The organism is Alcanivorax profundi, assembly GCF_003597125.1.
Lineage (GTDB): Bacteria > Pseudomonadota > Gammaproteobacteria > Pseudomonadales > Alcanivoracaceae > Alcanivorax > Alcanivorax profundi.
This window is the reverse complement of record NZ_QYYA01000125.1, coordinates 1-439: the sequence shown is the minus strand read 5'-3', so window position 1 is coordinate 439 and position 439 is coordinate 1. Positions and strand designations below refer to the sequence as shown.

Here is a 439-nt window from a genome sequence, read left to right as displayed (position 1 = left end):
TCACTGGCGAGGTTGAGTGTCATGAGACACGTAGCCGCAGTGAAAGCGAGCCTGAAGAGGGCGCACAGTCAGTGGGGGTAGACGCGAAACCAAGTGATCTACACTTGGCCAGGATGAAGTCCCGGTAACACGGGATGGAGGTCCGCCCCAATAAGCGTTGAAAAGCTTCTGGATGAGCCGAGTGTAGGAGTGAAAGGCCAATCAAACTTGGAGATAGCTCGTACTCCCCGAAAGGCATTTAGGTGCCGCGTCGGATGGTCACCGTGAGAGGTAGAGCGACCGATAGGACAAGAGGGCTTCACCGCCTATCGAGTCCTGACGAACTCCGAATGCTCACGGTCTGCAGTCCGGCAGTAAGGGGGCGGGTGCTAAGGTCCGTCCCCGAGAGGAGAAGAATCCAGACCGCCGTCTAAGGTCCCGGAGTTCTGCCTGAGTTAGT

Annotated in this window: 1 rRNA gene; it reads left to right on the top strand. The window is 57.2% G+C overall.

Features of this window, described 5'->3' with window-relative positions:
* Positions 1 to 439, top strand: a 23S ribosomal RNA gene (locus D4A39_RS19245); the annotation flags it as partial.